The organism is Polaromonas sp. JS666 (assembly GCF_000013865.1).
Taxonomy (GTDB): domain Bacteria; phylum Pseudomonadota; class Gammaproteobacteria; order Burkholderiales; family Burkholderiaceae_C; genus Polaromonas.
The window spans coordinates 982,916-1,005,444 of record NC_007948.1; the positions used below are offsets into that span (position 1 = coordinate 982,916).

26 protein-coding genes are annotated in these 22,529 nt (G+C 60.1%); 11 read left to right on the top strand and 15 right to left on the bottom strand.

Going from position 1 to position 22,529, the window contains the following annotated elements; genetic code table 11:
• Nucleotides 1-179: 179 nt before the first annotated feature.
• The 8 genes from BPRO_RS04750 to BPRO_RS04785 form a co-directional block, all read right to left on the bottom strand.
• Nucleotides 180-1,289: an AAA family ATPase gene (locus tag BPRO_RS04750; RefSeq protein ID WP_232291540.1), complete on the bottom strand. Its 1,110-nt coding sequence runs from the start codon at nucleotides 1,287-1,289 to the stop codon at nucleotides 180-182.
• 14 nt (nucleotides 1,290-1,303) lie between these two features.
• The gene (locus tag BPRO_RS04755) at nucleotides 1,304-1,498 is read right to left on the bottom strand and encodes a hypothetical protein (RefSeq protein WP_041388374.1); all 195 of its coding nucleotides are present in this window, start codon (nucleotides 1,496-1,498) and stop codon (nucleotides 1,304-1,306) included.
• Nucleotides 1,495-1,695 carry a hypothetical protein gene (locus BPRO_RS04760; protein ID WP_011481920.1) on the bottom strand — a complete coding sequence of 67 codons (201 nt, stop codon included), beginning with the start codon at nucleotides 1,693-1,695 and terminating at the stop codon, nucleotides 1,495-1,497. The genes BPRO_RS04755 and BPRO_RS04760 overlap by 4 nt, the downstream gene beginning before the upstream one ends.
• Nucleotides 1,692-1,901: a hypothetical protein gene (locus tag BPRO_RS04765; protein WP_041388376.1), complete on the bottom strand. Its 210-nt coding sequence runs from the start codon at nucleotides 1,899-1,901 to the stop codon at nucleotides 1,692-1,694. Before BPRO_RS04765 ends, BPRO_RS04760 begins: the two co-directional genes overlap by 4 nt.
• Nucleotides 1,902-1,964: 63 nt before the next feature.
• Nucleotides 1,965-2,480: a hypothetical protein gene (locus BPRO_RS04770; RefSeq protein WP_011481921.1), complete on the bottom strand. Its 516-nt coding sequence runs from the start codon at nucleotides 2,478-2,480 to the stop codon at nucleotides 1,965-1,967.
• A gap of 138 nt (nucleotides 2,481-2,618) precedes the next feature.
• Nucleotides 2,619-2,858 carry a hypothetical protein gene (locus BPRO_RS04775; RefSeq protein ID WP_157045728.1) on the bottom strand — a complete coding sequence of 80 codons (240 nt, stop codon included), beginning with the start codon at nucleotides 2,856-2,858 and terminating at the stop codon, nucleotides 2,619-2,621.
• Between the two features lie 5 nt (nucleotides 2,859-2,863).
• Nucleotides 2,864-3,190: a hypothetical protein gene (locus BPRO_RS04780; protein ID WP_011481923.1), complete on the bottom strand. Its 327-nt coding sequence runs from the start codon at nucleotides 3,188-3,190 to the stop codon at nucleotides 2,864-2,866.
• 102 nt (nucleotides 3,191-3,292) lie between these two features.
• A complete protein-coding gene (locus tag BPRO_RS04785) occupies nucleotides 3,293-4,525 on the bottom strand; it encodes a tyrosine-type recombinase/integrase (RefSeq protein WP_011481924.1) in 1,233 nt (410 codons plus the stop codon).
• Nucleotides 4,526-5,060: 535 nt separating this feature from the next.
• On the opposite strand from BPRO_RS04785, the gene BPRO_RS29435 reads away from it, so the two are divergent.
• Complete coding sequence (locus BPRO_RS29435) at nucleotides 5,061-5,279, top strand: hypothetical protein (RefSeq protein WP_157045729.1); 219 nt, start codon at nucleotides 5,061-5,063, stop codon at nucleotides 5,277-5,279.
• A 426-nt stretch (nucleotides 5,280-5,705) separates the two neighbouring features.
• Here the strand turns inward: BPRO_RS29435 and pheA are convergent, their stop codons facing one another.
• The 5 genes from pheA to BPRO_RS04815 all read right to left on the bottom strand — a co-directional run bounded on the left by pheA (nucleotide 5,706) and on the right by BPRO_RS04815 (nucleotide 10,074).
• A complete protein-coding gene (gene pheA, locus BPRO_RS28395) occupies nucleotides 5,706-6,635 on the bottom strand; it encodes a prephenate dehydratase (protein ID WP_081430478.1) in 930 nt (309 codons plus the stop codon).
• A 16-nt stretch (nucleotides 6,636-6,651) separates the two neighbouring features.
• A complete protein-coding gene (locus BPRO_RS04800) occupies nucleotides 6,652-7,428 on the bottom strand; it encodes an aldolase/citrate lyase family protein (RefSeq protein WP_011481928.1) in 777 nt (258 codons plus the stop codon).
• Between the two features lie 13 nt (nucleotides 7,429-7,441).
• On the bottom strand, nucleotides 7,442-8,224 hold the full coding sequence (gene hpaH, locus BPRO_RS04805) for a 2-oxo-hept-4-ene-1,7-dioate hydratase (protein ID WP_011481929.1): 783 nt from the start codon (nucleotides 8,222-8,224) through the stop codon (nucleotides 7,442-7,444).
• 321 nt (nucleotides 8,225-8,545) lie between these two features.
• Entirely contained in the window at nucleotides 8,546-9,070 is a 525-nt protein-coding gene (locus BPRO_RS04810; RefSeq protein ID WP_011481930.1) for a GlcG/HbpS family heme-binding protein, read from the bottom strand.
• A 29-nt stretch (nucleotides 9,071-9,099) separates the two neighbouring features.
• Entirely contained in the window at nucleotides 9,100-10,074 is a 975-nt protein-coding gene (locus tag BPRO_RS04815; RefSeq protein WP_011481931.1) for a tripartite tricarboxylate transporter substrate binding protein, read from the bottom strand.
• A gap of 122 nt (nucleotides 10,075-10,196) precedes the next feature.
• Here BPRO_RS04815 and BPRO_RS04820 point away from each other — a divergent pair, with 122 nt between their 5' ends.
• A complete protein-coding gene (locus tag BPRO_RS04820; RefSeq protein WP_011481932.1) occupies nucleotides 10,197-11,126 on the top strand; it encodes a LysR family transcriptional regulator in 930 nt (309 codons plus the stop codon).
• Between the two features lie 430 nt (nucleotides 11,127-11,556).
• Here the strand turns inward: BPRO_RS04820 and BPRO_RS04825 are convergent, their stop codons facing one another.
• On the bottom strand, nucleotides 11,557-13,068 hold the full coding sequence (locus BPRO_RS04825) for an MFS transporter (RefSeq protein ID WP_011481933.1): 1,512 nt from the start codon (nucleotides 13,066-13,068) through the stop codon (nucleotides 11,557-11,559).
• Between the two features lie 150 nt (nucleotides 13,069-13,218).
• On the opposite strand from BPRO_RS04825, the gene BPRO_RS04830 reads away from it, so the two are divergent.
• The gene (locus BPRO_RS04830; RefSeq protein ID WP_011481934.1) at nucleotides 13,219-14,115 is read left to right on the top strand and encodes a LysR family transcriptional regulator; all 897 of its coding nucleotides are present in this window, start codon (nucleotides 13,219-13,221) and stop codon (nucleotides 14,113-14,115) included.
• Between the two features lie 179 nt (nucleotides 14,116-14,294).
• On the opposite strand, the gene BPRO_RS04835 is transcribed toward BPRO_RS04830, so the two are convergent.
• Nucleotides 14,295-15,200, bottom strand: a complete 906-nt coding sequence (locus tag BPRO_RS04835; protein WP_011481935.1) for a LysR family transcriptional regulator — start codon at nucleotides 15,198-15,200, stop codon at nucleotides 14,295-14,297.
• Nucleotides 15,201-15,368: 168 nt separating this feature from the next.
• On the opposite strand from BPRO_RS04835, the gene BPRO_RS04840 reads away from it, so the two are divergent.
• From BPRO_RS04840 to BPRO_RS04875, 8 genes are read left to right on the top strand one after another with little or no spacing between them, the layout of a single operon-like run.
• The gene (locus tag BPRO_RS04840) at nucleotides 15,369-16,352 is read left to right on the top strand and encodes a 2Fe-2S iron-sulfur cluster-binding protein (RefSeq protein WP_011481936.1); all 984 of its coding nucleotides are present in this window, start codon (nucleotides 15,369-15,371) and stop codon (nucleotides 16,350-16,352) included.
• Between the two features lie 19 nt (nucleotides 16,353-16,371).
• Nucleotides 16,372-17,418, top strand: coding sequence for a gentisate 1,2-dioxygenase (gtdA, locus tag BPRO_RS04845; protein WP_011481937.1), 1,047 nt, complete (start codon nucleotides 16,372-16,374; stop codon nucleotides 17,416-17,418).
• 42 nt (nucleotides 17,419-17,460) lie between these two features.
• Nucleotides 17,461-18,156: a fumarylacetoacetate hydrolase family protein gene (locus BPRO_RS04850; protein WP_011481938.1), complete on the top strand. Its 696-nt coding sequence runs from the start codon at nucleotides 17,461-17,463 to the stop codon at nucleotides 18,154-18,156.
• A 58-nt stretch (nucleotides 18,157-18,214) separates the two neighbouring features.
• Entirely contained in the window at nucleotides 18,215-19,492 is a 1,278-nt protein-coding gene (locus BPRO_RS04855; protein ID WP_011481939.1) for an aromatic ring-hydroxylating dioxygenase subunit alpha, read from the top strand.
• 58 nt (nucleotides 19,493-19,550) lie between these two features.
• Nucleotides 19,551-20,039: an aromatic-ring-hydroxylating dioxygenase subunit beta gene (locus BPRO_RS04860; RefSeq protein ID WP_011481940.1), complete on the top strand. Its 489-nt coding sequence runs from the start codon at nucleotides 19,551-19,553 to the stop codon at nucleotides 20,037-20,039.
• A 3-nt stretch (nucleotides 20,040-20,042) separates the two neighbouring features.
• Nucleotides 20,043-20,363: a non-heme iron oxygenase ferredoxin subunit gene (locus BPRO_RS04865; protein WP_011481941.1), complete on the top strand. Its 321-nt coding sequence runs from the start codon at nucleotides 20,043-20,045 to the stop codon at nucleotides 20,361-20,363.
• 56 nt (nucleotides 20,364-20,419) lie between these two features.
• Nucleotides 20,420-21,604, top strand: a complete 1,185-nt coding sequence (locus tag BPRO_RS04870; RefSeq protein WP_041388378.1) for an ABC transporter substrate-binding protein — start codon at nucleotides 20,420-20,422, stop codon at nucleotides 21,602-21,604.
• A 4-nt stretch (nucleotides 21,605-21,608) separates the two neighbouring features.
• On the top strand, nucleotides 21,609-22,526 hold the full coding sequence (locus BPRO_RS04875; protein ID WP_011481943.1) for a branched-chain amino acid ABC transporter permease: 918 nt from the start codon (nucleotides 21,609-21,611) through the stop codon (nucleotides 22,524-22,526).
• Nucleotides 22,527-22,529 lie beyond the last annotated feature (3 nt).

The window sequence follows — 22,529 nt, forward strand, 5'->3', positions numbered from 1 at the left end:
TTTTGTCCAAATGAGGATGGGGCTGGTCCTGACTTCGCGAGGTCCTGGAACATCACACGGCCCCCGGGGTCTGGTAGTGGTCACGCCCGTTCCCATTTCCCACTCCCCTAAAGGGAGAGTGGGAAGAATGGGAATCCCATCGGCACCAGATTGGGAAGAAATGGGAAGAATGGGAAACCTCAGCGAAGCCATATCCAGTCCTCTTTGCAATCCAGGACATGCGTAGCGATCAACCCGGTTATGGCTAGGCGGGTGCGTTCTGGCCGGCGCTTTGCCTCAACCGCTAGGCTGTCCTTGGTGGCCGCGATTGCGTCGTCCAGGCGAATGCAAGGGCGGGTAGGCGGTGCACCGGCCATGCCGAAGTGCCGTGAGTCCCTGAAAAGCGGGTTCAAGGCGTCGTAGATGATTCGCTGATTGCCGCCCTTCGGCAGCCGCGGGCGGTGCACTACAGGGGTGTCATCCGAACGCACAGCGCAGGAAGTCACAGGCTCACCATCATCGTCATCGTCCAAGTGAACGACTTCGAGGAAAAAGCCGTGAGGTTGGCCGTCGGCGCCGTCCTTGGACTTTGCTAAGGTCCATTCCCTGCGATCATCAGTCCGTGTGACCTCAATGGCCGCGTCCAGCGCAGCGTGCAGACTTGAATGGCCGCGCATACCCTTGGCGGCATCTTTACCGGTGTGGTGCACCAACAGCAGCAAGCCCCCGAACATGCGCTGCAGTTCGTTGCAGTGGTCCAGAATGATCCCCATGTCGCGGCTACTGTTCTCATCGGTGCCTGGCGCGGCGCGGTTGAGGGTGTCAACCACTACGACATCGGTCCCGCCAGCGTGATCAATCGCCGCAGCAAGGGCCAGACAGTCGGCGCGATCATTGAGCCTGAAGGGCTGGAACACGAACTGCACCTGCTCTGGAAATGGCCTGTTGTGAACAATCTCCCACGCTTCGACTCGATTGCGAAATCCTGCTTCCCCTTCGAGGACAATAATCACGACACGCAACGGCACGCGAACCTTGTGCCCGAACCAATCGCCCATCTCGGTCAGCGCCGCTACCAAGTCGAGCTCAAGAAAACTTTTCCCGGACCCGCTGGGACCGTAGATGGCGGCGCAACCAGTCGCCGGTAGCACACCGTGAATGGCCCAAGTCAATCGCGGCAATCTGTGAAGTTCGGCCACGCTGAGAAGCTGGAACCGCGGGGCGCGATCAGGTGCCGGCTCAGGCGCTGGTGAGGCTTGCTTTTTCGGATGGAACGGCACGCTGGGCGGCACCTCCAGCCCTTCAAACACTTCCCCCAAGCCGCTCACCGCTTAGGCCTCCAGCCGCGCGCGATCAGACGTTCCCGGATTTCCTGCCGGAGATAAGCCTCTACCCACTCGCGGTGTTCTGGCCACTTGTTGCCGAGCGATAAAGCGCTGATCTCGCACTGACGCTTAAACCAGGCTTCGGCTTTGGCTCGGATGACGGCCGGCGTGTCCTGCTGCTGAGCGACTGTCATGCGGTCTTGCCGGTTACGGCATCCAGCCAGGCTGACACAGCATCCAGTGATGGCAATTCGCGGGTCATGGCCCAGCGGCTGACGATGAAAACTTCCCGGCCTCTGTCATCCTCCAGGCGATGAAGGCTCACGCCAGCGATTGCGGCCCGGGCTTGCTGGGTGGCGAAGGCTTTGTCCGGGTATTGGGTGCCGCTCATGCCGCCACCTTGGCGCGCTGCTCAAACGCTTCGATAACGGTCATCCGCCAATACGGTGTTTCCGGGCCAAATGGATATTCGGGCTCCGGGATCAGCTTCTTTTTCAACCGGTCATAGAACGTGCTGTTGGGCATGTCCCAGCGCTGACGAAGCTTGGGACCGCGGATCCAGGTTTGGGCGGTTGATGCGGTTGCAGTGGTGTCCATTGGTTCCATCCGTATTCGGTTTAGATGGATGGACTTTAAAAACGCCTTATCGGGTAAACCTAGTTATTTTTCTCTCTTCTTGAGTTCGCTGATTCCGTCCTGAATCTGCCGCCACTTGACGGGGGTGTGCCCTTCACTCTCCCACTCTGACGCAATGTCTTCGTATCGCTCGCGGGCGGTGAGACTCGGGTGCCTCACCCTTTTCTGTTCGTATCTTTGGCGCCATTCCTTCCACACGTCTTCCTTACGAGGGCGACCGCCAGCCTTGCCGCGCATGGATCGATACAGAATCTCAACTGGTCGAAAGATTTCCTCTGGCGTAGCGCCGTATTCGACATCAAAGACGAGGTCTTGAAAGAGAGAAACCACCGCTGAGATGGGAGGTGATTTAAGGATGATCGGATCCATTCTCGCTTTATTTATCAACCGGCGAAGCTGCTCCAAGGCCTTGCCGTCGTCGCTGTTCTGTATCTCATGCAGCTTGTCCAGCAACTCCTCTGCACTCAAGCCCAGGTCATAGATGGCGCGGGATGTTGGCGCTTCGGGTTTTACCTTGATGGGTTTCTTCGGCGTGCTCATCTACTCCACCAGTCGCAGGTGCCCGTATCGCCCCCAATTTTCCGGGCTATGGCTTCAGGCGTAAAAACTTGAATTTTGTCTGTTGCGGATTGCATAACACCCCCTCGGTCCGCCCTGAAAAGATGCCAGCCCAGCCCGTCAGGGAAACGGGTTTTCGGGGAGCAGCCTGAATTGGTAAATTCGCGCGGTTCCTATGCCGCCGCACTCTGTGCGCCTGGCGCCCCGCTCCCCAAACATGTGCTCAAATTTGCTGGCCATCAGTGCGGCTTCCTCTGGGTTGTCGACCAGATCACCCAGGATATCTTTCGCCATTTTCCGGTCAGTCTTATCCATGGGCCGCAGCAGTTCCGCCAGCTGAAGGATCACGGCTGTTTTCACCTTTTTCACCTACCAGAGAATGATCGTTTTGTGGAGTCAATGGGGTCCCAGTTGTCACCGGGGCTCACTCCGTCTACTGCCATGCACAGAATGTCTGTAATGGCTCTTAAATAGCCCTCGCGATGCGCTGGGTCAGGATTTTTAAGATTCTCCTTTAGGCTTTTGGCCACAAGCTGCGTTATCGCAAAATAATCACGATCTTCCTCTGCTTCAAGATCTATTGTTTCATCACTCACCGCCCTGATGTCCCGCATCAGCGCTTGCAGGGCTAATGAACCGGCTCGCACCGGATAAGCTGGGTCGGTTGTTTGGATTAAAGTATTGATAGCCATGATTGAAGCTCCGTTTCAGTTTTGGTTAGGGGTTGGATGGTGTTAGCGCACCTACTGGCCCCGTCTTATTTGCCCTGGATAAACCGCGCCAGGGCTTCGCGCTTATCCTTTTCGCTTGAGCGGTACCACCGTCCCTTTGTTCACCGGCGTTTCGCAGAAATCTGCCCAGGCCTGCATCATCTGCATGCGCTTGGCCAGTAGGTCGCCTCGACGATAGGCCGCCTCCACCTTTGACTCGATGGTGTGCGCCAGTGCCTTTTCGGCAAGCTCCCGCGGGAAATTTGTCCGCTCGGACGCCCAATCCCGGAATGTGCTCCGAAACCCGTGGGGGACGGCGTTGACCTCCATGCGGCGCATGACCGCAGAAAGGGTCATGTCGCTCAGCACCTGCCCTTTGATTCCGCAGAAAACCACGTCCGAGCCCTCGAAACGGGGGATTGATTTCAGCAGTTTGATAGCCTGCTTTGACAGTGGCACGCGATGCTCTTCGCCGGCCTTCATGCGTTCGGGCGGCACAATCCATTGCGCGGCCTTGAGGTCAAATTCGGACCACAGGGCCCCTCGCACCTCACCGGACCGCGCGGCCGTCAGTATGGCGAACTCCAGAGCCCGGGCGCCCATGCCCGGGACACGACGCACGGCGGCAATGAAGCCGGCAAGGTCATCCAGCCCTACGGCGCTGTGATGCTCCACTTTTTTTACCTTGGATGGCTTGGGCAGCACTTGATCCAAGTGACCCTTCCAGCGCGCGGGGTTGTCCCCGGCGCGGTATCCACGCACAGCCGCCCAATCGAGCACCGTTTCGATGCGTCCCCGCACCCGGGCGGCCGTTTCGGTCTTCGTTTTCCAGATAGGCCGCAACACCTCCAGGACATGGGCCAGGGAAATGTCCCTAACGAACAGGCCGCCAATGAATGGAAAGGCGTAAGTTTCAAGGGTGTTGTGCCACTGCTGCCGGTGTTTTGGATTGCGCCACTCGTCGCCGCGATCCTCGATGAAGGCGGCGCTGCAGTCCTTGAAGGTCTTGGCTTTGGCCTGGTCGGCCATAAGCAGCGCCTTCGCTTGCCGGCGCTGCTCGATAGGGTTGACACCCTGCAGGATCTGGTCGCGCGCGCGGCGGGCGGCATCCCGGGCCCCGGCCAGGGTGACATCGGGGTATCCACCCAAGCCGATGTCTTTGCGGATGGCGCCGACCAACACCCGCAGGATCCAGGAACGGTTACCGGACGGCTTAACCCAGAGGTGCAAGCCCGCCACACCACCCACGGCATAGCGGCCAGGCTGAGTCAAGCGACTCACCTGCAAGGCCCCCAGTTCAACCGCTTTTTTTGGCATCTAACCGTATCCAATCCACATTAGTTACCACAATATAAACTCTATTGTGTTGGATTGCAATGGATGGTGCCGTAACCCTACAAGCTGATTTTCAGAGGGAGATTACGATTTATATGAAGTCCTTCGGACACAGTTGGACGGTGTTTTTGCAGACACCCTCTCCGCCAGAAATGCATCCAAGAACATCTCAGGACGTATCTAAAATGCCCTGAAAGCCCCGCCCGCCGGGGCTTTTTTGTTTCAGGTCGTCTCGCATCGTCTTTTGACACCTAAGTTTTTTTGGGGCGTAAAGCAGGGAAATTCCCCGCCTAAGCCAGAAAGTCCCCAAAATGGCCTTGACAGATACAGCATGCAAGAACGCCAAATACCCTGAGGGCGAGGCCCGAGAGCGCTACTCGGACTCTGGCGGTTTGTACCTTGTGGTGCCCACCGGTGGCAAGTATGGTGTTCTATTGAAGAACAGCAAGGCACGGGGCGGAACCAAGCAGCTGATCTGCGCGTCCTGTTTCCTTAAAGGTGAAAGGGTGGTGGTTGCATGAATAAATTTGATAGCCTCTTGGCTGATTCGGCGATTGGGAGTTCTTTCTATGTCAGCCCCCATATATTAGGAATGGATGGTGAAGGCTTTCATAAGCTGGTTGAGGCTTGGGTCGCAGCTGGCGGAGGAGATGGTTTTACTGTTTCCGACGCTGGCAAAGAAAGTGCGAGCGGTGGCCATCAATATGTCATCGTCAAGATCACCCGAACCGTATAAGCTTGGAAAGATGTGGCACGGACACATCACGAATGTCGCTAAATACGTCGACGATCAACGCGCAAAAGCTATAAAGGCCTTGAAGTATTCAGCCGTTGGTACCGGGGCCAAGTGAAGCCAGCTTTGCTTGTATTGGGTCTTCCGTTGCAGCCACCTGCAGCACCCACTTTGCCCACTCAGCTAATGCTGAAGCAGGACTGTGCCCAGCGAGCCGGAGGATTTCGGCAACATATTCTCGAATCTCCCGAGCATGCTGCCACTTAGCGGCTTCAGCCAGAAGCCGCTCACCTTCTTTTGCCCTATCGTGACGCCGCTCAAACTGTGACCCCGACTTGGAGAGCCTGAAAGCACATGTGTTGGCCTTTGTCTGCGCCTTCAACTTTGCCAAACATCTCGAGGCGCTGAGATGGAAAACGCCTTATCAGATCAATGTTGATCCGTGTCGAAGTAAGAGCCTAGTAACTTCACTTTTGCTCCCTGTTGCTGAAGTTCAGCGAGCGCATTCGCCACTTTCTCCTCCAAACGACTACCAACGATATCTATATAGAAGTTGTAGTCCCAAGCCCCCGACTTGACAGGCCGCGACTCAAACCTGGACATCGAGACACCATGTCGAGCGAAAGGCTCAACCACACGGAAAAGAGCGCCCACCTCATTCGGCACCGACACAATGATTGATGTCTTACACCCGACCCCGAGAGCTTCTGATGCGTTGTCTTTGCGACTTAAAACAAAAAATCGGGTGCGATTATTCGGATCGTCCTGAACGGCATGAAAGGCAGCCAATAGTCCGTATTCCTCAGCCGATCTCAGACCGCCAATCGCAGCAGAGGTTGGGTCCTGGGCTGCAAGCCTTGCGCCTTCCGCATTACTTGACACCGCTTCTCGTATCAAGTGTGGCGCATTCGTGGACAACCATCCATGACACTGCGCAAGCGCCTGTGCGTGTGCGCGAACACGAGTAACACCATGGAGCTGTCCAGATTGCGTTAAAAGATCATGTCGCAGTAACAGCGACAATTCACCGCATATTTGAAGCTCTGTTTTATATAAAAGATCAAGGGTCCTTGGAACGGCTCCCTCCGTGCTGTTCTCAACAGCTACGACACTGTGGCTAGCCAATCCCGATTCGCACGCTTCGAATATGGCATCCAGCGAAGGTAACAACAGGCGTTTGCTACTCGATCCGAAATACAGGATCGCAGCATCTTCACTATAGGTGCCTACAGGTCCCAGGCAAGCGATCAAATTTGCTGCAGCAATTCGCATTTGCCCATGGTCGATGTCCGTTCCCAATGAAGCGGCTCTGAGCCGGCCAACGGGTGCGGGCTTGTTGATATCGGATACGTTAATCATGGGGATGGCAGGGGATTCAGCACGGGCTTTCCCGGGTGAATGAATCTCTTAAAAGAGTGGTTTGCGCAGCCAGAATTCCAACGTCAACACCTACCGCGGTGAAAGTGGTTCCAAGTTCAATGCATTTCTTGGCCAGGGCTTTGTCGCCCGTCAGAATGCCGGCGGGTTTACCGTGCTTCCTGATGGTGGCAATGGCGTTTTCGATGACTGAAACTACATCCGGGTGCCCAGGCTGTCCCAAAAGTCCCATGCTGGCCGCGAGATCGCCCGGTCCGATGAATACCCCGTCAACACCCTTGACACTGGCGATTGATTCCAGTTGGCTGATGGCTTCGAGTGTTTCGACCTGAACCAGCAAGCACAGTTGCTCGCGGCACTCGGCCGCGTAGTTCTTGATGCGCCCAAATCGGGTAGCCCGGGTCAAAGCCGACACCCCCCGGATGCCGCTGGATGGGTATTCAATACTGCGCACGCCCGCTTCAGCTTCTTCAGCGTTCTGGATATAGGGCAGCAGCAAGGTCTGCGCACCAATGTCCAGGTACCGCTTTATCAGTACCGGATCATTCCATGCAGGCCGGACAACGGCAGACACCGGATAAGGTGCGACCGCTTGCAACTGTGCCAGCACGCCGACAACATCGCTTGGCGAATGCTCTGTGTCGATCAGCAGCCAGTCGAACCCGGAGCCTGCAAGCAACTCAATGGCGTAGGGACTGGACAATGTGCACCAAAGCCCGAGCTGCTGTGTACCCTGAAGCAGGGCTTGTTTGAAGTGATTTATTGGCAGTTGCATGGCGCGCGACCGCTCACGAAAATGAGAGGCCGATGGAGCCCAGGGGGCCGAAGTCTGCATGGATGGTGTCACCAGCCTCAACCGCGGTTGGCCGGGTAAATGATCCGGCCAAAAGGATGTGCCCCGCCTCCAGCGTGATGCCGTGTACTGCGAGTTTGTTGGCAAGCCACACAATCCCCATTGCGGGGTGACCCATGACTGCCGCCGAAACGCCGGACTCCTCAATGACACCATTCTTGGACAGCGTGGCGCCTATCCAGCGAAGGTCCACATCCATGGGCCGGACGACCCGGCCACCCGTCACCATGGCAGCTGCCGCGGCGTTATCTGCGATGGTGTCGCAAATTTCGCGTGGAACTTCGGTGCGGTAATCAATGATTTCCAGTGCCGGCGTGACATATGCCGTTGCATCGAGCACGTCATAAACGGTGAGGTTCTTGCCGCCGAGCGGTTTGCCCAAAACGAAGGCCAACTCGACCTCCAGCCTCGGCATATGGAATCGTGAAGCGGGAATCTTTGCGCCGTCCGGATAAAGCATGTCATCGAGCAACACACCGTAGTCGGGCTCCGTCATCTTGGAGGCCCTCTGCATGGCCTTGGACGTAAGTCCAATTTTGTGACCGACAACGCGCGCGCCCGCTTTCACACGGGCCGCTGTCCAAAGTTGCTGAATGGCATATGAATCTTCAATCTCCATCTCCGGCCAGGTCTTGCTGACCTGCTGGATGGGCTGACGGTCTTTTTCGGCTTGCAGCAACGCATTTGCGGCGTCCTGACGTTGTTTGGCATTGATCATTGTCTGGCTTTATATGTGTGCGACGAGGCGTCACGACGCCCCGGAGCAAAAAAAGAGAATTTCAAACTTCCGTTGCAAAGGAGAATTGAAACCACACGCGCTCGCCCGCGTGGTGGCTGCATCGCTGGCTGCTCGAGCAGGACGTCGACAACATCGTGGTCGACTCTGCCGGCATTGAAGTGAACCGGCACGCCAGGCGCGTCAACACCCACCGGCTCGACGGGGACAAGCAGCTCCCGATGCTGCGGTCGGTGCTGCACGAGCCCTCGGCCGGGGATGAAGACGCGCGGCGCGCACAGCCTCAGCTGCCGGGATCGGTGTTCAGAGGGATCGATCCTTAATGCCGGCCTTGGCGTAAAGCTCGTTCACGTGTTTTTTGACGCTTTCCGGCGTCGTGTCGTCGACTGGCATGTGCGCCCAGCCCAACTTCTCGCGGGCGTACTGGCCGATCTCCTCGTCCTGGGCGCTAGTCGCACCGCTGATGCCATAGGCGCCAACCATGTCGTTGCCCTTGAACACCGGCGTACAGCCGCCCGAGGCGACTACCTGACCGTTGGTGAAGGCCGATGCGTTTGCCAACATCTGCGGATTGCGCTCCTTGAACCATTGTTGAATGACCAAGCCGTCGCTAAAACGCGGGCTCATCGAGCGGAAAGCCGCAGCGGTGAATGCCTTGGCACGGGCAATATCCGGGGTGATGAAGCCTGCATCGTCCATGCGCTCCAACGCGATCAGGTGCCCTTCGGGCCCAACGATGGCGACGGAAATGGGCACACCCATATTGACAGCTTTCTCGGTTACCGCCGCAATGAATTCGCGGCACTCGGTGGCGTGTAGTTTGGACATTTCTGTATTCCTTTTGAAAAAAGCTTGTCTTACTCGGGCTTGATGTCTGCCTGTTTAATGAACTTCGACCACCGCGCCATCTCGTTCTGCAGGAAGCGGGACAGCTCTTCATCGCTGGTTTTGAGCGTGTCGATTGCCTGCGCCTTGTAGATCGCCTGGACCTCGCTTGAATCGAGCGCCGCGTGGGCCGTGGCGCGCAGCTTGCTGATGACACTGGATGGTGTCTGGGCCGGGGCCACCAGCCCCATCCACACAGAAGTGTTAAAACCCTTCAGTCCCAGTTCGTCGAGCGTGTAGAGTTCCGGCGCGCTTGACGTCCTGCTAAGGGTGGTGACGGCCAGCGCTACCAACTTGTTCGCCCGGACGTGCGGCAGCACGGTCGAAGCCGGTGAGAACATGAGCTGCACCTGGCCGCCAAGCAGGTCTGTCACCGCAGGCGTGCTCCCCCTGTATGGGACGTGGACCATCTTGACGTTGGCCATGAGCGCGAACTGTTCACCCGATAGATGGGGGGAGGTGCCGACGCCGGATGAGGCATAGGTCAGGGAGCCGGGCTTGGCCTTTGCGAGCGCAATGAGCTCGGCAACGGTCGTGACCTTCAGCGAGGGATGAACCACCAGGACATTGGGAACGTTCCCGATCAGCGTGATCGGCTTGAACTCCTTCAATGGGTCGACCGCATTGGCGCCCGGAAACGCGCCGTTGATGATGTTGGCGACCGTGATCGCGAAGAGGGTGTAGCCATCGGGCTTGGCCGTGGCCACTGCCTTGGCGGCGATGTTGCTGCCCCCGCCAGACTTGTTGTCCACGATGAAGGGCTGGCCCAGGCGCCTGGACATCTGCTCTACCAAGGTGCGCACCGCCGCGTCTGTTGCTGTACCTGGAGGAAACCCCACCAGCACCTTCACGGGCGCGCTCGGATAGGCATACTGTGCTGTGGCCCATGATGGCAAGGTGCCGGCAGCAAGCGCCGGCACGGAGGTGAGAAGTTCACGGCGTTTCATGTCTCTGGTCTTTCTGTTATCAGTGCAGATCGGGTCTTTACCGCCCTGCACTGGTAGTGATTAGAAGATCAAACGGGCTATATTTCAAACGAGACTTTCTAATCAAATGATAGGCTCCGCTCATGAATGTCACTCTTCGCCAGATCCAAGCCTTCGTCCTGGTCGCCCGGCTTGGCAGCTTCACCCGGGCCGCGCAGGCGATGCACCTCACGCAATCGGCCCTCAGCTTGCTTGTGCGCGAATTTGAAGGAGCTATCGAGAGCCGGCTGTTCGACCGGACTACCCGAGCCGTCACCCTGACGGTGGTGGGAAGCGACCTCTTCCCTCGGGCGGAGCGTATCCTCGCTGACCTAGAGTCGGCTATTTCAGGTGTGGACAAGCTCATGGCGAGGGAGCGCGGGCGCGTGGTGGTGGCTGCTCCACTGCTTCTGTCCAGCACCTATCTTCCGCCGCTGCTTGCGGCCTTCTTTGCGAAGTACCCGGGCATTGAGGTCGTTCTCCAGGACACGCTGCCCAGTCAGGTTCTGCCGCTGGTGCGTGGCGGTGCGGCCGACGTGGGTATCGGCACGTTCGCGTCCGATGAAGTCGACGTCAGGCGTACCTTGCTCTTCTCGGAAGCCATGGTGGCCGCATTCCCCGTTGGGCATGCGTTCAGCCGCCTGCAGAAGTTGACCTGGGCGGATGTCGCGCAGGAGCCGGTGCTCGCATTGAGCCGTGGCAGCGTGTTCCGCGATCTCACCGAAGCTGGCTTCGCGGCTGCCGGGTTGATACTGAAGCCCGCGAGGGAGGCTAACTATGCGGGCTCTCTCATCGGAATGGTCGACGCAGGGCTCGGCGTCGCCATCCTCCCCGGCTACGCAGTGAAGCTGACAGACCCGGCGCGGATCGGATGGCACCGTGTGGAGAACCCGCTGATCGACCGGGAGGTTTCACTCGTGCAACGAGCAGGCGTTTCGCTCTCCCCCGCGGCACAAGGTTTCGTCGATTTCATTGTGGCGCCGCAGGCATCACAGCATCCGAGACCCAGAAGGCGGCGCCCGGCAGCGTCTTGATCCGGTCTTGGTCGTCGCGTGTGAAGACCAGCGATCGTCGGCCAAATGATCAAAGAAAAAAGCACTCTCCGGAGTGCTTTTTTCTTTCTTCCCCTGCCAAATCCAAATGCGCCGGTCAGCTCTTCATTTTCTAGCACGATACCAATGCGGGGGCGCGATGTCTGCGCAAAAACAAGTGTTGCTTCCCTTCTACCAGCGGTCGATGGTCTTTTACAAGCGGGTTTCATATCACGACTACGATGGTATTGCGAATGATATTGATGAAGCAACTCGTGTCTCAAGAGATTTGGGACCGCGAAAACAAGACACTGATCATGAGAAATCACGGTCTTCTTACGGCAGGGGAAACTGCATCGGAATCGTTAACGCTAATGCGTTACTCACCCTTCATCTGGAAGGTCGAGCCTGCGCGAATTAAAGTGCCGCGAGGTCATCCCGAATTTTTCTTGCTCGCCTGCAACGCTGCTCCTGGAGCAGGTGCCCGATTGCGCCATGTGCGGCGGTAAGTTCCCACCGCGATGGCGAGCGCGACGACGATCAGAATCGCCGCGACTGCGAACGTGAATCGCATGCCGGTGGCAACGGCCTCGGGACGCGCCGTTGTGATGTCGGTCGTTGCCGATGCGAGCGCGAACACCGCGCCCATCACGGATGCGCCGGTGATGAGCCCGAGATTGCGCGACAGGCTGAGCATGCCGGAAATGACGCCCCGCTGGTCCGGACGGATATCGGTCATGACGGCGGTGTTGTTGGCCGTCATGAACAGCGCATAGCCGACGGTGATGACGACGATGGGCGCGATGTAGCCGGGGATGCCGGGCGTCGCCGGCACCATGGATAGCACGAAGGAGCCGGCCGCTATGGCGATGAGCCCAACGATGGTCATGCGTTGTGCGCCAAAACGGTCCGCCATGCGGCCGGCCGGCACACCGGCCAGCGCGGCGGCAAGCGGGCCGACCGACAAGACGAGTCCGACAAGTGCCGCGTTGAGCCCGAGCGCACGGGAGAGATAGAACGGCCCGACCACCAGCGTTGCCATCATCACCGTCGAGACGAGTGCGCTCATGGCGAGGCTTGCACTTAAGCCTGGGTCGCGGAACATCGCCAACCGGATCAAAGGGGATGCGGCTCTTGCCTGGGCGCGCACGAAGAGGCCGACGCCCAGGGCAGCAGCCAACAGCAGCGCCATGTTCAGCGGACCGAAACTGCCGCGCCCGTCATGATGACGAATGGTCATGGCGAGTGCATAAGCCGCGAGCGTCAGAGCCAGCAGCAGCGTGCCCGCATGGTCGAAACCGGCGCTATCAGTCTTCGGCCCCCGGCGATCAACGGGCAGGTAGCGATGTGCGAGAAGAAAAGTCAGGATACCCAGCGGTACATTGACGAAGAAGATGGCCGGCCAACCGAGTCCGGCGATCAGAACGCCACCAAGCGATGGACCGAGAGCGGTGCCCATCGCGGACATCGTTCCGAGCAGGCCCATGGCGCTACCGGTCTTTGCCTTGGCAACCGTCTCACCGACAAATGCCATGGTGAGGGCCATCATGACGGCTGCTCCGAGGCCCTGTGCCGCCCGGGCGGCAATCAGCAGCCAGAGCGTGGGCGCGATGCCGCACAGGCTTGATGCCACCGTGAACAGGAGGATGCCGGCCAGCAGCAGCCGCTTCCGGCCGGTGATGTCACCGAGCCGTCCGACGCTGACGATCAGGGTGGTGATGGCGAGGAGATACGCGAGGACGACCCACTGGACTTCCTGGAAGGAGGCGTTGAACGCCTGTGCCAAGGTCGGCAAGCCCACATTGGCGATGCTGGTGCCGAGCGAGGACAGCAACATGGACAGCGAAAGGGCGGCGAGTGCCCACCGGACCGAAGGTGTCCGTTCCGCGCTTCCGGCACTTCCAACGACCGCCCCATCTCGTTTTGCAATGATTGACTTCAACATGAACTCCGCTTTCTGCTCCGTTTGCTGGCGACTCCGAAATGGAGCTGCCTGAAGCGTAGTTCTTTGCCTGGCATAGCGGAAGGCGCACCATTTGCACTTTATTCGTGCGTTTAACGCCATGTCACGGCCAAACTGCGCTATGGTCGATGCATGGCGACACCCGATTTCAACTTGCTGGTCACCCTTGATGTGCTGCTCGCGGAAGGCAGCGTTGTGCGCGCGGCCCGGCGCTTGCGGCTCAGCCCGTCGGCGATGAGCCGGGCGCTGGCGAGGTTGCGCGAGACGACGGGCGATCCGCTGCTGGTCAGGGCCGGGCGCGGCCTCGTCCCCACACCCCGGGCGATAGCACTGCGCGAGCAGGTCGGCCAGCTCGTGCAGGACGCGGAAGCGGTTCTGCGCCCCGTGGAGAAGCTCAAGCTCAAAAAGCTGGTCCGAACCTTCACGCTGCGGACCCGCGAAGGCTTTGTGGAGAACTTCGGGCCGGCGCTCATTGCCCGCGTCGGCCAGGAGGCGCCCGGCGTGCGGCTGTGCTTCGTGCAGAAGCTGGACAAAGACAGCACGCCGCTGCGCGACGGGACCGTCGACCTGGAAACCGGCGTGGTGGGCAGGGCGACGGCTCCTGAGCTGCGCGTGCAGGCCTTGTTCCGGGACCGCTTCATTGGCGTCGTGCGAGCGGGGCACCCGCTGAGCCAGGGCGAGATCACGCCGGCCCGTTATGCGGCCAGCAGGCACATCGGCGTCTCGCGGCGGGGTCTGGGCGCGGAGCCGGTGGATGAAGCCTTGGTGCCGCTCGGGCTGCAAAGGGAAATCGCCACCATCGTCGGCGGTTTTTCGGCCGCGCTGGCGCTGGCCCGGGCCTCAGACCTGATCGCCACTGTTCCCGAACGGCATACCGGAAACCTGCGCGCCGGTATGCACAGTTTTCCCCTTCCGGTCGCCACGCCGGAGATCACGGTGTCATTGCTCTGGCACCCACGGCTGGATGCCGATCCGGCGCATCGCTGGCTGCGCGGGTGTGTTCGGGACGCCTGCGCGGACATCCGCTGAATGGAAAAGTATGCCGGAGTCAGAGTGTCATAGCGTAGACGTGGTGCTCATCATCGTCGGGCGTGGCCCGCCACAGACAGGTTCACAGACAGGTTTAAAGGAAAGGCCTCCAGGGAAGTACGGAGAACCCGCCATGCACCTACTCGGCCATGAAGCCGACTCCCTCTGCCTACCCCTGACTACCCATCTGCATGCATGTTGAAGATGAGGCCCCGCAACCACTGATTGGCGGGGTCTTTGTGGTACTTGGCATGCCAGAACAGATTGATGGCAATCTGCGGAAGCTTGATGGGGTGTGCGACGTATTTCAGGTTGAAAGGTGTGGCCATCCGTTCTGCGAGGCGTTCCGGCACGGTGGCCACCAGTTCCGTTGACTGGAGAATGTGACCCACCGCCACAAAATGCGGTACGGTCAACTTCACCTTCCGCTGTGGTGAATTTTTGTCCAGTATTTCATCGACTATCCCGTGGCCTGTACCTGCCGAAACAATCGCCACATGGTCCGCTGCAAAAAAATCTGACGGCAGGATTTTTTTCTTGTCCAGCGGGTGCCCCTGCCTGAACATGCAGACATATTGCTGAGTGAACAATCGCTGCTGGAAGAAGCCGGCCTTGAGCTGGGGCAGCAATCCGATGGCCAGATCGATATGGCCTGCCTCCATGGAGTCCTTCAGGTTAGTGCTGGTATTACGTACTGTGCTGATCGACACGGCCGGCGCCACCTTCTGGATCTTTTCCATCAAAAGGGGCAGGAAGTAGATCTCGCCGATGTCGGTCATCCCGATTGAGAAGGTCCGCTTGCTGGTGGCGGGGTCGAATGAATTCCTGGCGTTGACCGCGCCGTGGATCATGCCCAGCGCGTAGCCTATCGATTCGGCCAACTGGTCGGCGAAAGGCGTGGGCTGCATGCCACTGGACGTGCGCAGGAAAAGTTCGTCGCCAAAAAGCTTGCGCAGGCGCGCCAGCGCGTTGCTGACAGCGGGTTGCCCGAGGCCGAGGTTCTCGGCGACTTTCGAGACTTTTTTTTCCGTCAACAACTGGTTGAAGATGACCAGCAAGTTCAGGTCGATGTCCTGGAGTTCCATCTGCGTCTCCGATCTACGTCTGTGCGTAACTATTGATTTAAATGATGTAAAACATTGATGTCATTGTATTGACTGATTATGCACTGCGGCCGAAGATCACCGCCATAGCAGCCACGGTTTCCGCCGTCGTCGCAAAAAGCAATTTCTCCACGAGACAAGACCCAACTGATGGAAATTTTTGTACGTCCCCTCCAGCGCACGCTGAGCGTTACTGCCGGCGTCAATTTGCTGGACGCCCTGCGCGCGAACGACGTGCCGGTGTCGTACAGCTGCATGGCCGGGCGTTGCGGCACCTGCCGCTGCAAGGTTGTCGAGGGGCATGTGCTCGATTCGGGCCGGGAAGCGCAGCGCCCGCTGGTGACTGAAGACCGTTATGTGCTGGCGTGCCAGACCTTTCTGACTGAATCCTGCACTGTCGAAATCCCCGAACCTGACGAGGTCGTTGTCCATACGGCAAAAATCGTCAAAGCCACTGTTGTGGCGGTAGAAGACCAGACCCACGACATCAAGCGAATCCGGCTGAAGGCCGCCAAGCCACTCGGGTTTTCACCTGGCCAGTATGCGCAGCTTCAGTTCACGCCTGACCACATCCGGCCCTATTCGATGGCCGGCCTGTGTGCGGAGGATGAGCTGGAGTTCCATGTGCGCCTGGTCCCCGATGGCCGGGTCACCGGCTACATCGCCAACACGCTGAAGGTCGGCGACGCGGTGCGCGTCAGCGGCCCGCTGGGCTCGGCCTACCTGCGCCGCAAGCATGAGGGCCCGATGCTGTGCGTGGCCGGCGGCACAGGCCTCGCGCCTATCCTGTCGATCATCCGCGGCGTCATTGCCGAAGGCATGCGCAACAGCATCCATCTTTATTTTGGTGTTCGCTCGGAACGCGACATCTACGGCCGCGAATGGCTGGCAGAGCTTCAGCGCCAACATCCGCAACTGCATGTGCACGTCGTGGTCACGTCCGGCCAGGTGCCCGGGTGCCGCACCGGCCTGGTCACAGAAGCCATCGCCCAGGACTGGTCCAGCCTCGAAGGCGTTCGCGCCTACCTCTGCGGCGCGCCGCCCATGGTGGAGGCCACGACCTTGCTGGTGCGCCAGATGGGCGTGCTCGCCGAACAAATTTATGCCGACGCGTTTTACGCCAGCGGCACTTGAAAAATCAACAGGAATAGCCATGAACGCCAGAAATCTCGACCTCGAATCCCAGCTGAGCCGCAAAGCCTATTACGACCGCATTGGCGCCGACAACATGACGCCGCTCTGGGAAGTGCTGGGCGCGCTGGTGCCGCACTCGCCCAGGTCGCCGGCGGTCTCGCATCTGTGGAAGTACGCCGACGTGCGCGACCGCGTGATGGAAGCCGGCACGCTGATCAGCGCGGCCGAGGCTGAGCGCCGCGTGCTGATCCTGGAAAACCCTGCGTTGCGCGGCCAGTCCTGCATCACGCAGTCGCTGTATGCGGGCCTGCAACTCATCATGCCGGGCGAAGTGGCGCCGGCCCATCGCCACACGCAGTCCGCGTTGCGGCTGGTGCTGGACGGCGAGGGCGCCTACACCGCGGTCGATGGCGAACGCACGACGATGCGCCGCGGCGATTTCATCATCACACCGGCCTGGACCTGGCATGACCATGGCAATCTGGGCGACCAGCCGGTGGTATGGCTCGACGGCCTGGACATTCCCATCGTGCGCTTCCTCGATGCCGGATTTGCAGAGAAAAGCGACAGCGACTACCAGGCCGTCGTCCGGCCGGAAGGCGATGCGCTGGCGCGTTACGGCTCCAACATGGTCCCGGTCGATTTCTACCAGCAGCCGGCCGAGCCGACCAAGGTGTTTGTTTATCCCTGGGAACGCACGCTGGCCTCATTGAAAGCCATAGCCGCCGGTACGCCCGATGCGCACTTCGGCTACAAGCAGCGCTACATCAACCCGGCCACCGGCCGTTCGCCGATGCCGACAATCGCGGCGTTCTCCCAGCTGATTCCCGCAGGTTTCGAGACGCGGCCTTATCGCTGCACCGACGGCACGGTGTACGTGTGCCTCAGCGGCAGCGCCGAAGCGACTGTCGAAGGCAAGACCGTTCGCCTCGATGAGAACGACGTGCTGGTTGTGCCGTCCTGGCACAACCACCAGTTCCGCGCCGGTCCCGAGGCCGTGCTCTTCAGCTATTCAGACCGCCCCGTGCAGCAGGCCCTCGGCCTGTGGCGCGAACACCGCGCCTGAAAACCCTTCAACTTTTGCTACTTTGCTACAGAACACCATCACATGAACTACGCCATCGAACCCGCCGTCATCCCCACGCTTGCCGTAGCAGGCATCAGCGAACGCTTTCCCGTCAACCGGATCTTTTGTGTGGGCCGAAACTACGCCGCGCATGCGCGCGAGATGGGCAAAGACCCTGACCGCGACCCGCCGTTCTTTTTCATGAAACCGGCCAACGCCGCTGTCGATGCGTCGTCGCCTGTCAGCATTCCCTATCCGCCGAAGACGAAGAACTTCCACCACGAAATTGAACTCGTCGTCGCCCTCGGCAAGGGCGGCCGCGACATCGCTGTGGCCGATGCGCTGGACCACGTCTACGGCTACGGCGTCGGCCTGGACATGACACGCCGCGACCTGCAACTCGACGCGCGCGACAAGGGCCGCCCCTGGGAATTCGGCAAGTCCTTCGCGCTGTCGGCACCCGTCGGCGCGCTGTCACGCGTGGCCGACAGCGGCCATGTGGCTGAAGGCGCCATCAGCGTCACAGTCAATGGCAGCGCCCGTCAGTCGTCGGACATTGCCAAGCTGATCTGGTCGGTCTCGGAATGCATCGCCTACCTGTCCGAATACGAAACGCTGGAGCCCGGCGACATCATCATGACCGGCACCCCCGAGGGCGTGAACGCCGTGGTTGCGGGCGACGTGATGCAGGGCGACATCGCGGGCCTGGCCGGCATCACGGTCACGGTGAAGGCCTGACACGCGGGCGCGGAAAACGGAAAACGGACAACGGACAACGGAAACCAAGGAGACAGCGATGACTGCATCGACCACCGCATCCACCGGAACCTTTCCCATCAAGATCCATTGGGAATCCGAAGGCACCAGCCGGATTCCCTTCATGGCGTACACCGACCCGGACCAGCACAAGAAAGAGCTCGAACGCTTCTTCTACAACAAACACTGGAACTACGTCGGCCTCGATGCCGAGATCCCCAACGCCGGCGACTTCAAGCGCACGGTGGTCGGAGAGCGCTCGGTGATCATGGTGCGCGACGCCGACGGCGGCGTCAGTGTGGTCGAGAACGTCTGTGCCCACCGCGGCATGCAGTTTTGCCGCGAACGCCATGGCAACAAAAAAGAGTTTGTCTGCCCGTACCACCAGTGGAGCTATACGCTCAAGGGCGATTTGCAGGGTGTGCCGTTTCGCCGCGGCGTCAAGCAGGACGGCAAGGTCAACGGCGGCATGCCGGCGGACTTCAAGACCAGCGACCATGGCCTCAACAAGCTCAAGGTCGCGACGCGCGGCGGCGTGGTGTTTGCCAGCTTTGACCACGAGATTGAATCGCTCGAAGACTTCCTGGGACCGGTCATCCTCGGTTATTTCGATCGCCTATTCGACGGCCGCGAGCTGAAAATCCTGGGCTACAACCGCCAGCGCATTCCGGGCAACTGGAAGCTGATGCAGGAGAACATCAAGGACCCGTACCACCCCGGCCTGCTGCACACCTGGTTTGTCACCTTCGGCCTCTGGCGCGCTGACAACAAGTCAGAACTGAAAATGGATGCACGCCACCGCCATGCGGCCATGATTTCCACGCGCGGACAGGCGGGCAAGGCCGATCAGGTCACCCAGGTGTCCAGCTTCAAGGAGAGCATGGAGCTCAACGACCCGCGCTTCCTCGACATCGTGCCCGAGCCATGGTGGGGCGGCCCGACCGCGGTGATGATGACGCTGTTCCCCAGCGTCATCCTGCAGCAGCAGGTCAACAGCGTATCGACGCGCCACATCCAGCCCGACGGCCACGGCTCCTTCGATTTCGTGTGGACTCATTTCGGCTTCGCGGACGACACGCAAGAGATGACGCAGCGCCGGCTGCGCCAGGCCAACCTGTTCGGTCCGGCCGGCTTCGTGTCGGCCGACGACGGCGAGGTGATCGAGTTCTCGCAGCAAGGCTTCGAGCAGAAGCCTTACCACCGCACCCTGGCCGAACTGGGCGGGCGCACTGTCGAGGACACCGACCACATGGTCACCGAAACACTGATACGCGGCATGTACCAATACTGGCGCGAAGTGATGGAGGCTGAGGCATGAGCGCCGCCCGGCCGCCCGAAGGCGTTCGCACCGCAGTGCACAGCACGGAGGTTATCTAATGAGCACCGCTGTCGACATCAATTTTGAAGACTACCTGCAGGTCGCGCAGCTGTATGCCGATTACGCTCGGGCGGTCGATTCGGGCGACTGGGATTTGTGGCCCGAGTTCTTCACCGAAAACTGCACCTACAAGCTGATCCCGCGTGAAAACCATGAACGCGGCTTTCCGCTGGCCACCCTGTTTTTTGAAAGCAAGGGCATGCTGAAAGACCGCGTCTATGGCATCCGCGAGACGCTGTTCCATGACCCTTACTACCAGCGCCACGTCGTCGGCGCGCCGCTGATCCACAAGGCCGACAAGAACCGTTTCGAGGCCGAGGCCAACTACGCCGTTTTCCGCACCAAGCTGTCGCAGGAGTCGACCGTCTTCAACGTCGGCCGCTACATCGACGTGATCGAGCGCACGCCCGAAGGCCTGAAGTTCGCGTCACGCCTCTGCGTGTACGACAGCGAAATGATCCCGAATTCCATCATCTACCCGATTTAAATCATGAGCGATTCCAACTGGCTTGACGCCACCGAAGAAGACGGCGTGCCCGAAGACGATGTGATCGGCCTGCTGGTCGGCGGCCGGGACATTGCCTTCTACAAGGTCGATGGCAGTATTTTTGCCACCGACAACATCTGTACCCACGGCCATGCGCGGCTGTGCGACGGCTTCCTTGACGGCTATGAAATTGAATGCCCGCTGCATCAGGGCAAGTTCGACGTGCGCAACGGCCGTGGCACCTGCGCGCCGGTTACGGAGGATGTTCGCAGCTACCCCGTGCGCATCGAAGGCGGGCGCGTATTTGTGCAGATGTCTGACTGACCCGCAGCTGCCCCATCCTTCCCTCACCCTATCAACACAACATGAGACAAGAGAACATGACCACGACACCCACGACCTCCTTTCGCCGCACCGCGCTCGCCGCCCTGGCGGGTGTGGCACTTGCAGGCGTCAGCCAGCTCGCCGCAGCCGCCACCATCGGCATCATGGCGCCCCTGTCCGGCCCGCAGGCCATCGTCGGCCAGGACCAGGTCGACGGGTTCATGCTGGCGGTCGGGCAACTGGGCGGCAAGCTCGGCGGTCAACCCGCCACCATACTGAAGGAAGACGACCAGCTCAAGCCGGAAATCGGCAGCCAGATCGTGCGCAAGTTCATCGGCAAGGACAAGGTCGATGCCATTGTGGGCCTGAGTTTTTCCAACGTGCTGATGGCGAGTCTGCCGCGCATCGCCGAGTCGGGCACGGTGGCCATCGCCACCAATGCCGGCCCATCGCCGTTGGCCGGCGCGGGTTGCAAGGCCAATGTATTTTCTGCCGCCTGGCAGAACGACGGCGCCGCCGAAGCCATGGGCAAGTTTGCCCAGGATAAGGGCCTGAAAAAAGTCTACCTGATGGCGCCCAACTACCAGGCCGGCAAGGACATGATGACTGGCTTCAAGCGCTACTTCAAAGGCCAGATTGTGGATGAGGTTTACACACAGGTGAACCAGCCCGACTACTCGGCCGAACTGGCGCAACTGCAGTCAGCCAAGCCCGACGCGGTGTTTGTGTTCTACCCTGGCGGCATGGGCGTCAACTTCATCAAGCAGATGAGCCAGGCTGGCCTGATGGCCAAGGTGCCGCTGTATTCCGTCTTCACTGTCGATGGCACGACCTTGCCGGGCCTGCATGATGCGGCGGTGGGCAGCGTCAGCGGTGCGATGTGGGACGCGGCGCTCGACACGCCGGAGAACAGGAAATTCGTCGCCGACTTCGAGCGCAAGTACAAACGTACTCCCAGCGAATACGCGGCGACGGCCTACGACGCGGCCAATATTCTGAACATCGCGCTCGGCAAGGCCAAGGCCGGCGACGCCAAGGCGCTTGCCGTCGCGGTCAAGGCGGCCGGCAGTGAGTTCAAGTCGGTGCGAGGCCCGTTTGCGTTCAACAATAACAACCTGCCGGTGCAGAACTACTATGCGTTCGAAACCATCAAGAGCGGCAGCAGCGTCGTCGGAAAGCTCGTCGCAACGCCGCTGACCCGGCAGACCGATGCCTACCACGCACAATGCGCGCTGAAGTGACACCATGAACAGCACGCTTGTTTTCGCGCAGCTGCTCAACGGCCTGCAATACGGCGTCCTGCTGTTTCTGCTGGCTGCAGGCCTGACGCTGGTCTTCGGCATCATGAGCTTCGTCAACCTGGCGCACGGCTCGCTCTACATGATGGGCGCGTACTTCGCCGCCACGGCCTTCCAGTACACCGGCTCCTTCGGGCTGGCCGTGCTGGCGGCCATGCTGGGCTCGCTGCTGCTGGGCCTGGCGCTGGAGTTCGTCGCCGTGGCGCGCCTGTACCGCCGCGACCACCTCGACCATGTGCTGGCCACCTTCGGCCTGGTGCTGTTCTTCAATGAACTGGTGCGCATCATCTGGGGAGCGCAGCCGGTATTTCTGCAGGTTCCGGAATTCCTCGGCGGCGCCATCGACATCGGCGGCTTCAGCTACCCGGCCTACCGGTTCGCCATCATCGTCGTCGGTCTGGTCGTGGCGATCGGTTCCTGGCTGCTGATCAACAAGACCCGCGTGGGCATGCTGATCCGCGCCGGCGCCGTCAACCCCGCGATGGTGGCGGCCCTGGGCGTCAACATTCGCCTGCTCAACGCCATGCTGTTTGCGGTCGGCGCCATGCTCGCGGGTCTGGCGGGCGCGATGGCCGGACCCATCCTGTCGGTGCAGTCCGGCATGGGCGAGTCGGTGCTGATCACCACGCTGGTCGTCATCGTGATCGGCGGCATCGGCTCGGTCACCGGCGCGTTTTACGCGGCGCTCATCGTCGGCATCGTCGACACCATGGGCCGCGTATTTCTGCCCTTCCTGCTGCGCCAGGTCACCGAGCGGTCGTTCGCCGACGCGGCCGGCCCGGCGCTGGCCTCCATGCTGGTGTACCTGCTGATGGCGGTGGTGCTGGCGTGGCGCCCGCAAGGTCTTTTTCCGGCGAACAGGTGAAGG